This window comes from Thermobifida cellulosilytica TB100 (assembly GCF_001517975.1).
Taxonomy (GTDB): domain Bacteria; phylum Actinomycetota; class Actinomycetes; order Streptosporangiales; family Streptosporangiaceae; genus Thermobifida; species Thermobifida cellulosilytica.
Window position 1 is genome coordinate 1 of the sequence record NZ_KQ950183.1, and the last position, 6,110, is coordinate 6,110.

The following is a 6,110-nucleotide window of genomic DNA, read 5'->3' on the forward strand; positions in this document are numbered from 1 at the left end:
ACCTGGTGGCCGCCGAGGCGCGCGCGGGGACCTCGGAGGTCCCGGGGCGGGGCCTGCCCGACGACGACCCCCGGTTCGTCGACCAGTTGCTGTCGATTCCGCACGTCCATCTGCTGGTGGACGGCTACAACGTCACCAAGACCGGGTACGGCGACCGGCCGCTGGCCGACCAGCGGGCCCGGCTGCTGGCCGGGCTGGAGGGGCTGGCCTCGCAGACCAAGGCCGAGATCACCTGCGTGTTCGACGGCGCCGAGATCGACTCCCCGGTGGTGCTGGCCTCCTCCCGCCGGGTGCGGGTGCTCTTCAGCAGCCCGGGGGAGACCGCCGACGAGCTGATCATCCGGCTGGTGCGGGCCGAACCGGAGGGACGGCCGCTGGTGGTGGTCACCTCGGACAAGGAGATCGTCACGGCGGTGCGCCGGGAGAAGGCGCGCGCCGTGCCGTCGACGCTGCTGCTCCGGCGGCTGGACTGAGGCTGCCGGGAACGGAAGAGCCCGCTGTGCCGACAGTTACAATTCCTCATCGCGGTTGAGTCCCCCGAAAGGGAGCCGCTAAGTTCTATCCGGAGTCGTGGCTGTGTACCCCCGTCCGCGCCACCGGCTCCATGCGTCGCATCCCCCGGACGCATCCCCCTATCACCAACCCCTCACGGTGACTTTGATCTAAGGAGCGTGTACCGCCCCATGGCTGACAAAGGTGGACGGCGCGCGGCCCGTCGAATCGCGACCGGACTCGGGTTCGTGGCGGCCGGCAGCCTGGTGCTGCCCCAAGGGATCGCGCACGCGGAACCGACCCAGGAAGAGGTCGAGGCCAAGCTCCAGGACCTCCACGAGGAGGCCAGTGCCCTCGTCGACGAGTACAACGCGATCCAGGAGGAGTACGAGGCCGCCAAGCAGAAGGTCGAGGAGATCGAGAAGCAGCTCGGCGACGAGGAGGAGCGCTACGAGGAGCTGCGGGAGAAGGTCGCCGGCTTCGCCAGCGCCGCCTACATGTCCCCCGACCTGGAGGCGGTCTCGACGATCCTCTCCGTCGACGACCCGTCCGAGATCCTCGAGCAGTCCGCGGACCTCAGCTACCTCTCCGAGAGCCAGCGCGCCGAGCTGGAGGAGTTCAGCAACTCCTCGGAGCGCCTGATCCAGCTCAAGGAGGAGAACGAGGCGCTCCTCGAAGAGGCGGAGGACAAGAAGAAGGAAGTCGAGGACAAGCAGAAGGAGGTCGAGGACAAGATCGCGGAGCAGGAGGACCTGCTCGCGCAGTTCCCCGGCGCCGACCCGCTGACCCAGGGGTCCAGCTCGGCCGGCGGCTCCTACAGCGGCCCCGCCTCGGGCAACGCCCGCACCGCCCTCGACTACGCCTACGCCCAGCTCGGCAAGCCCTACATCTGGGGCGGCACCGGCCCCGACGGCTTCGACTGCTCCGGCCTCACCATGCGCGCCTGGGGCGCGGCGGGCGTGAGCCTGCCCCGCACCACCTACGCCCAGGCCACCGTCGGCAGCCGGGTGAGCTACGACAGCATGCAGCCCGGCGACCTGATCTTCTTCTACCCCGAACTGGGCCACGTGGGCATGTACGTGGGCGGCGGCCAGATGATCCACGCCCCCAGCTCCGGGCGGACCATCGAGGTCGTCTCGCTGTCCGGCTACTGGAGCCAGCACTTCCAGTTCGCGGTGCGCCCGTAGCGGCGTCTCCCGAGGGTGAGGTGACGGGCGTTCCTCCCGGGGGAGGGACCGGCGGGCCGCGGCCCCGGTCCCGTGCGGAGGACGCCCGGATTCGGCGCACCGTGCGCAGGTCCCGGTCCGGGAGTGGCGTCGAGCACTGCTCCGCCGCTCCCGGCCTGCTTTCCGGGGCCGGAGGCGACCGCGGAGGGGGTCCGGAAGTTCCGGAGGCGTCGGCTTTCCGGCACTGGTCGCAGGGGTGCGGTCCGTCCGCAACGTGATTTAGGACGTTTGTAGATTTTTTGCGGAAAATAACGAATTGGTTGAGCATGCTGCGCTGAATGCACTATGTTCAGCACCGAGCAGAGTCGTGACTCTCGCCATCACCCGATGGCAGCGACCGCTCCCGCCGCACTCCGCAGCCCCCCTGCACTTCGAACGCGGAGGCCGGAAACCTCCCCTCCCGGCGTGCGACCCCCAGAACGAACCGCGCCAGGGGAGCTGTTCACGCTGTCGGGCGTCTCCCCGTCCCGACCCACAGGCGTTCCACCGGTAGGCGGACACGGGAGAAAGGTGTGCCACACCGTGGATGATGACCGCCGCAACCGTGGCTTCTGGCGCCGCCTGACGGCCACGGGCGTCATCGCCGCGAGCCTCCTCGCCCTGACCCCGGGGGTCGCCCACGCCGAGCCGACCGCCGACGAGGTCCGCGAGGAGATCGAACGGCTGGAGCAGGAGTTCTCCGAGCTCAACGAGGCATACAACAAGGCCAAGGAAGAGCACGAGGCGGCCCAGCAGAAGCTGGACGAGATCAACGACGACCTGGCGGAGACCGAGGACGAGCTCGGCGAGCTCCAGGAGTCGATCAGGATCCTGGCCAACACCGCCTACAGCGGGGCCGACTACGACTCGCTGGTCTACCTGATCGGCGCCTCCGACCCCGACGAGATGCTGGCCCAGTCGGCGGACCTGTACTACCTGTCGCAGAGCCAGCAGGGCAAGCTGGACCGCTACGTCGAGCAGAAGGAGAAGCTGGAGCAGCTCCGCGAGGAGGCCGAGGCCACGGAGCAGGAGGCCCAGGACAAGCTCGACGAGGCCGAGGCGGCCCGCCAGGAGGGCGAGGACAAGATCGCCGAGCAGCAGGCCCTGCTCGACGAGCTGACCGCCGACGAGCAGGCCGAGGCCACCGCCGGGATCAACACGGTCAGCAGCTCCTCCGGCGGGACGGCCACCGCCGGCTCGGCCACCGGCAAGGCCAGGATCGCCCTGGAGTTCGCCCTCAACCAGGTCGGCAAGCCCTACATCTGGGGCGGCACCGGACCCAACGGCTACGACTGCTCCGGGCTGACCCAGGCCGCCTGGGCGGCGGCCGGCGTGAGCCTGCCCCGGGTCTCACAGGACCAGTTCTACGCCGGACAGCGCGTCTCCTGGGAGAACATCCAGGCGGGCGACCTGCTGTTCTTCTACGACAGCACCGCGCCCACCCACGTGGGCATGGCCACCGGGGACGGGCGCATGGTGCACGCCTCCACCTCGTCCAAGCCCATCAGCGTGGTGGAGCTGACCTCCTACTACCGGCAGAACTTCGTCGGCGCGGTCCGGCCCGCCTGACGGGCCCGTCGGCCGCCGAGGAGAACGCACGGCGTCCCGCCTCCCCGGGGAGGCGGGACGCTTCTTCGTGTCTGCGCGCCGCAGGACCGGTGCGGCGGCTCACTCCGCGTAGAGCGCCTCGATCTCGGCGCTGAACTGCTTGGCGATGACGTGCCGCTTGAGCTTCAGGGACGCGGTCATCTGGCCGCCCGCCTCGGAGAAGTCCACGGGCAGGATGGCGAACTTGCGCACCGACTCGGCTCTGGACACGGCCCGGTTGCCGTCGTCCACGGCCTGCTGCACGAGGGCCCGCAGGTCGGGGTCGTCGACCAGTTCGGCGATGGTCCCGGTCTTGTTGTTCTGCTGCTTCCAGAACTCGAACGCCTCGGGGTCGATGGTGATGAGCGCGGAGACGAACTTGCGGTTGTCGCCCACGACCATGCACTGACTGACGATCGCGTGGCCGCGGATGCGGTCCTCGATGACCGCGGGGGCGACGTTCTTGCCGCCCGAGGTGACGATGATCTCCTTCTTGCGGCCGGTGATGCGCAGGAACCCGTCGTCGTCGAGGGAGCCGAGGTCTCCGGAGCGGTACCAGCCGTCCTCGGTGAACGCCTCCTCGGTGGCCTTGGGGTTGTTCCAGTAGCCGCGCATCACGTGGTCGCCCTTGACGAGCACCTCGCCGTCCTCGGCGATGCGGATCGAGGTGCCCGGGATGGGCCGTCCCACCGTGCCGATCCGGTTGTCGGCGGGGGAGTTGGCGGTGGTGGGGGCGGAGGTCTCGGTCAGGCCGTAGCCCTCCAGGACCGTCAGGCCGATGCCGCGGAAGAAGTGGCCCAGCCGCTCGCCCAGCGCGGATCCGCCGGAGACCGCGTGGGTGGCCTGGCCGCCCACGGCGGCCAGGATCTTGCCGTAGACGAGCACACGGAACAGGGCGTGCCTGAGGCGCAGCCCGAAGCCCACCCTGCCGGAGTCCAGGGCCTTGCTGTAGGCGATGGCGGTGTCGGCCGCGGCGCGGAAGATCTTGCCCCGGCCCGAGGCGATGGCCTTCTGCTCGGCCTTGTTGTAGACCTTCTCGAACACGCGGGGCACGGCCAGCAGGAAGCGGGGCTGGAAGGAGGCGAGGGCGTCCAGGAGGTCCGGGCCGGTGGAGGGGAAGTGGCCCATCACGGTCTTCGTCTCCACGCAGCCCACCTGGATGATCCGGGCCAGCGAGTGCGCCAGCGGCAGGAACAGCAGGGTGGAGCGCCCCGGGGTGGAGAAGACCTCGCGCATGGGGCCGCTGTTGACGCTCATGACGTCGAAGGCCAGGTTGCGCTGGGTCAGCTCGCAGCCCTTGGGCATGCCGGTGGTCCCGGAGGTGTAGATCAGGGTGGCGAGGTCGTCGAGGGAGGTGGCGAGGCGGCGCTCCTCGACCGTCGCGTCCGCCACCTCGGCGCCGGACTCGGCGAGCCGGGTGAGGTCGTCGCCCTCGATCTGCCAGACCTCGCCGAGGTCGGGCAGCCGGTCGGCGACCGCCTTGACCCGCGCGGCGTGGTCGCCGTGCTCCACGAAGGCGGCCTTGCTGCCGGAGTCGCTGAGGATCCAGTGGACCTGTTCCTCAGAGGAGGAGTCGAAGATCGGGACGGTGACCCCGCCGATCGTCCAGATGGCGTAGTCGATGACGGTCCACTCGTAGCGTGTGCGCGACATGAGGGCGACCCGGTCCCCGTGCTCGATGCCCGCGGCGATGAGCCCTTTGGCGATGCGTACGACGTCGCGGTGGAACTCGGCGCAGGTGACGTCCCGCCACTGGCCGTCCTCCAGCCGCCGGAACATCACGGCGTCGGGCTCCTCGGCGGCACGGGTGAAGACCGTGTTGGTGAGGCGCGCGTCCGGAGGCAGTTCCGTTACCGCGGGGCTGGTGTACTCACGCACTGTTCAACTCCTGGTGTCGTGCGGGCGTGGCAAGAAGTGTGACGACGGTAACAATTTCAGCTACTCATCGGTAGTTTCTGTTTCCTTTTGGTATGCGATGGTGACCCTGCCTCCACGTCCCGGAGCGGACCGTCGTGCCCGCCGCCCGCGGGTCCTAGGGCCGGAGCGCGGCGGGGCAAGTATGGCGCACCGGCAGTACGAAAGAAACGACAAACAGGCATCTTCTGGAACTTCCACCCGAGCCACCAAGGTTTCTGACATTCGGCGCAGACAGCAGGCCGATGGACGATTACCGTGGGACGAGGCAACCGATGAACAGACGGGTGAGCATGGCCAGTTCCAACCGTGACCAGGGAAGTTCCACCGAGATCATCGACGAGGCGCTACGTCTGGTGGACACGCTGCAACGCAGGCTGCTCGCAGCCGGGCTGCGGCGCCAGGTGAACAACGTCACCTCCCCGCGGTCCCGCGAGGAGGACGTGTGGGCGGAGGCGGTCAAGCCGGAACCGGAGCCGGAGGTCCCGGTGGCCGACCAGGTCCTCGCCATCGCGCGGGAGACCCTGCCCGAGGTGGGCCGCCATCTCAGCGCCGCGGGCGCGCTCGTCTTCGACGCGATGAGCAGGAGCCTCTCCGCGGTCGAGCGCTCGCTGCGGTACCGTCCCGGGGGCGAGTCCTCCGGGTCCCCTTCCGAAACGGGACGATAGGCCGGAGGCGGCAGGGCCGACCGTCCAGGCCGAGCATCGGGACTGGTTTAATCCAATGGTTTACTCCAATCGGCGAGCCCCAGGGCACTCGGACGTGAGCTCGGGCATGAGGTGAAAGGGAGCCGACCATGCGGTTGACGATCGGCGTGGACATCGGCGGCACCAAGGTTGCCGCCGGCGTTGTCGATGTTGACGGCCGGATCCTGGAGAAAGTGAAGCACCCCACCCCCGCCGACGGCGAAGC

Annotated in this window: 6 protein-coding genes; 5 read left to right on the forward strand and 1 reads right to left on the reverse strand. The window is 69.2% G+C overall.

Going from position 1 to position 6,110, the window contains the following annotated elements; translation table 11 throughout:
• The 3 genes from AC529_RS12695 to AC529_RS12705 form a co-directional block, all read left to right on the forward strand.
• A partial coding sequence (locus tag AC529_RS12695) for an NYN domain-containing protein (RefSeq protein ID WP_198156413.1) occupies positions 1–473 on the forward strand: 473 nt, incomplete at its 5' end.
• 210 nt (positions 474–683) lie between these two features.
• The gene (locus AC529_RS12700) at positions 684–1,679 is read left to right on the forward strand and encodes a C40 family peptidase (protein ID WP_068756940.1); all 996 of its coding nucleotides are present in this window, start codon (positions 684–686) and stop codon (positions 1,677–1,679) included.
• 561 nt (positions 1,680–2,240) lie between these two features.
• A complete protein-coding gene (locus AC529_RS12705; protein ID WP_068757580.1) occupies positions 2,241–3,266 on the forward strand; it encodes a C40 family peptidase in 1,026 nt (341 codons plus the stop codon).
• 99 nt (positions 3,267–3,365) lie between these two features.
• Here the strand turns inward: AC529_RS12705 and AC529_RS12710 are convergent, their stop codons facing one another.
• Positions 3,366–5,162, reverse strand: coding sequence for an AMP-dependent synthetase/ligase (locus AC529_RS12710; protein ID WP_068756942.1), 1,797 nt, complete (start codon positions 5,160–5,162; stop codon positions 3,366–3,368).
• A 329-nt stretch (positions 5,163–5,491) separates the two neighbouring features.
• On the opposite strand from AC529_RS12710, the gene AC529_RS12715 reads away from it, so the two are divergent.
• Positions 5,492–5,866, forward strand: coding sequence for a hypothetical protein (locus tag AC529_RS12715; RefSeq protein ID WP_232306723.1), 375 nt, complete (start codon positions 5,492–5,494; stop codon positions 5,864–5,866).
• 128 nt (positions 5,867–5,994) lie between these two features.
• Positions 5,995–6,110: ROK family protein (locus tag AC529_RS20150; RefSeq protein ID WP_157080212.1), on the forward strand; the 116-nt coding region annotated here is incomplete at its 3' end.